The sequence below is a fragment of the Okeania sp. genome (genome assembly GCF_983059655.1).
This window is the reverse complement of the sequence record NZ_CEZPJD010000775.1, coordinates 1-3,762: the sequence shown is the minus strand read 5'-3', so window position 1 is coordinate 3,762 and position 3,762 is coordinate 1. Positions and strand designations below refer to the sequence as shown.

Sequence of the window (3,762 nt, the reverse complement as noted above, 5' to 3'; positions counted from 1 at the left end):
CTGATGTATGTTCCTCTCATTATCTATTGGTATGATGGCTGGCTAAATAAAAGTATAAGTATAGAACATGAATACTTTAGTCATGGAATAATAGGTCTACCTTTTGCTGGCTATATTGTTTGGAATAATCGTCATAAATGGCAACAATTACCCAATATTTTTCACCCCTTGGGAGGCATATTTTTAGGACTTGCAGGAGCTTTGTATGTAAGTGGTATCCCAGACTTAATCAACTTATCTTTTCCATTAACACTAGCAGGAATTTGTCTTTGGTTTAAAGGAATTCCTGGATTAAAATTAATGGTTATGCCGCTAATATTCGTTTTGCTTGCTAGTCCTAACCATATTCCTTATCTAATAGAACCTTATGCCTTACCTCTACAAAAATTTATTGCTGCAGTAGCTGGCTTTATTTTAAAACAATTAAATATGGATGTTATTGTAGAGCAAATATATCTATATGTAGGGGAAAGAATTGTTGAAGTTGCTCCTCATTGTGCAGGTTTAAAAATGTTGTTTACTAGCCTCTATGTTTCACTAATGTTACTTTACTGGACTGGTGCTATAGATAGTCGTTCTAAAACAATTTTTTTACTTTCTAGTGCAACAGTGGTTAGCGTCACGGCAAATATTATCAGAAACACTATACTAACAATTCTTCATGGTACAGCCCAAGATGAAGCTTTTCATTGGTTGCATGAGGGATGGGGTGGAGATATGTATTCTGCTTGTATGTTGGGATTATTAGTTTTGATGATGAATTGGATAGACACTAATTTTACAACATCATTTGAAACTGCCAATCAGGCTGATACATAAAGTAATTTATTGAGTTAAAAGAAATGTAAAAAAATAAATTACTGTCTACAATCTCTTAGAATTTGTAGACAGTAATTTACTTGTCAAAGACTATTCCCATCCACTTTTTGCTTATTACTTCTTCAATATGATTTATATTTTAAAAAATCTGCAAAAGTATAAATTTCCCCAGATAGTATTACTGGTATTTCTTTTAATCGTTTTAATAGTAGGAACTGTACCTGGTTATATAGCAGGAAAATGGTCATGGGAAAATACACCCAAAGTTACTAATCTCAGAAGCTTAAGACAAGTAAGAAAAAATGGATTAACTATTCCTAATTGGAAAACATCTCATGAAGAAATAACAATTGCCGATCGTAAATGGTTACTTCAAAAAATTAATAATGAAAATAAATCTGTCATTTTGTTACTATTAACTCAAAATGGACCAAAAGACAAACCTCAAGTAGAATGGATGGATATCAATGGGTTTAATCGTTGGAAAACTGATTCGTACAATCGAGTTACTTTCACCTCAGAGATGCCTGATGAAAATAGAGATATAGAAGCAAGATTCTTGAGAGGATGGACAAGTCAACAAACCTATGCAGTTATGCAATGGTATGCCTGGCCTGGAGGTGGTAGCCCAGAACCTGGTGATTGGTTTTGGACTGATAGACTAGCCATGTTATCTCGAAATCGCATACCTTGGGTAGCAGTGAGTATTTTATTTCCAATTGAACCTTTAGGAGATATTGACCCCTATCTGCCACAACTTAAATCTATTGGGCAAAAAATTCAAGCATCATTAACAAAAGAAGCATTCAAATAAATGAAGGCAGAATGCAGAATGCAGAAGGCAGAAGGCACAATTGGGTGGGATTTTATACTTCACCCAATTGTTGGCAACGCGAGTGAAGGCACGCTTTTATACCCTTGTTCCCTTCGGTAACGGGCAGAGAGAGGTCATGAGTCAGAATTGCCTTCTGTATAAGCAACTCCTGTCCTCTTCTTTTCCCGACCGTCTGCCAATAGTTAGCGATCGAGATTTCATAAGATATTGACTACTCCCGGGACTAAAGTCACGGGGATTCTAAGTAGATACCATGCAACAGGATAAATCCATATTGCTTCGTCTATTCTTAGCTGACCAAAGATATATTCTTTGGGGACAAGTCAAAGTGCCCCTACACAGTCGGCTAAGGTTAATACCTAGCGTTCTGCTTACTTTTTGTTAACAATAATAGTATAGGACAACTAAAGTTGTCTAGTCTAAACGACTCCCTTGTTTTCATCCCCCGGTTAAAACACGGGGACCTTCAACGTCGCTTTTCGGTAATGTAGACAAAAATTTAACCGCTAATTCCATGATTAACTGCTACTACAAAAAGTTAACTCCTTTATTCTTGGCCAGTTTCTACTCTAGTTCTGTAACTATTTCCTTCGCAACTCTAATTTTTCCCAAAAGAGCTTATGGACAAATCCCATTATCAAATAACTCTCAGCAAAATATTTCACAGCTTAAAGCGCCATCCATAGGTTCTCCCCCTTTAAATCCGAATTTTGACTCGGACCCAGAATTACGGTTGAGACGTTACTTACTCGGACCTGGAGACCAAATTTCGATTCAAGTTCAGAGATTTCCAGACCTAAATATAGCTACAAGTATTGGTCCAGAAGGTACTGTTCAAATGCCCTTAGTAGGAACAGTACTATTGCAAGATTTGACAATATTAGAAGCAATAGAAAAGATTACCTCTGAATTAAATAAATTTATTATTAATCCAGAAGTCTCCATATCCTTAGTCGTACAACGTCCAGTTCGAGTCACGATCGCCGGAGAAATTACTAGACCAGGCTATTATCCAGTAGGAGGAAATTATCAAATTTCAGATGCTTTAAGTGCAGCAGGTGGTACCACTTTTACCGCAGACTTACGAAATGTAGAAGTGCGTCGGACTTTAGCTGATGGATCTGTAGTGAGTCAAGTAGTTAATATCTTAACCCCATTACAAATGGGTGGCTCTCCTCCTAATTTACGTTTAGAAGATGGAGACGTAGTAATTGTACCTTATCAGACTTCTATTGTAGCCCAAGATAGCGATCGAGAACTACTAACTAATTATAGCCAAGCAGGTCCATTAGCTACTGGTATTGTGACTGTTAATGGGGAAGTAGAAAGACCCGGTTATTATGCTGCAAATCAAGTATCTTCTGCTTTACTCGCTTCTGGTGGAGCATCTCTAACTGCCGATCTACGAAACATTTTAGTACGTCGGAAATTAACTGATGGTAGTGTCGTTGAAGAAACAATAGACTTATATACTCCCTTGCAAAATTCTACCGAATTGCCTAATATCCTTCTCAAGGATGGGGATGCTGTAATTGTACCTAGATTGCAACCAGGCTCGGATCTTGGTTATGACCGCGATCTAGTGAGTAAATCGACTTTGAGTGCACCAGATATTACTATTCGTATTTTCAGTAGTCCTAATGATACCCTTGCTACGACTAATCTTCCGAACGGTAGTAGATTAATAGATATTCTTAATGGTATAGCATTAGAGTCAGCAGATTTGGAAGCAATTAATTTGATTCGATTTGATCGAGAAACAAAAAAAATAGTTAGACGCGAACTCAATGGTAAAGACGCAATATTTGGCGATGCTTCTCAAAATATTTTACTTCAGAATGAGGATATAGTTGTTATTGATAGAACATGGATTGATAATATTAACTATTTATTTGAAAAGTATACACTTCCGATCAGGAGTTCTCTGGAATTTGTTCTTTTTTTCCGGTCTTTGCAACAAGATACCTCTAATGTGTTTTTTGGTGGGGGTAGTGGTAATAATCGGAGGAATAACAGAAATAATAATTAGGGTTTGCTGAAAAAGTCTTTTTAAGGAGTAGGGGAGTAGGGGAGTAGGGGAGTAGGGGAGTAGGGGAGTAGGAGAGTAG

3 protein-coding genes are annotated in these 3,762 nt (G+C 36.9%); all 3 read left to right on the top strand.

What is annotated here, in order from left to right:
* Positions 1-819: cyanoexosortase B (gene crtB, locus AC3DU7_RS28220; RefSeq protein WP_488042575.1), on the top strand; the 819-nt coding region annotated here is incomplete at its 5' end.
* 127 nt (positions 820-946) lie between these two features.
* Positions 947-1,633, top strand: coding sequence for a cyanoexosortase B system-associated protein (locus tag AC3DU7_RS28215; protein WP_488042574.1), 687 nt, complete (start codon positions 947-949; stop codon positions 1,631-1,633).
* Between the two features lie 535 nt (positions 1,634-2,168).
* Positions 2,169-3,683 (top strand): SLBB domain-containing protein, encoded by a 1,515-nt coding sequence (locus AC3DU7_RS28210; protein WP_488042573.1) that lies wholly within the window; start codon positions 2,169-2,171, stop codon positions 3,681-3,683.
* Positions 3,684-3,762: the final 79 nt, after the last annotated feature.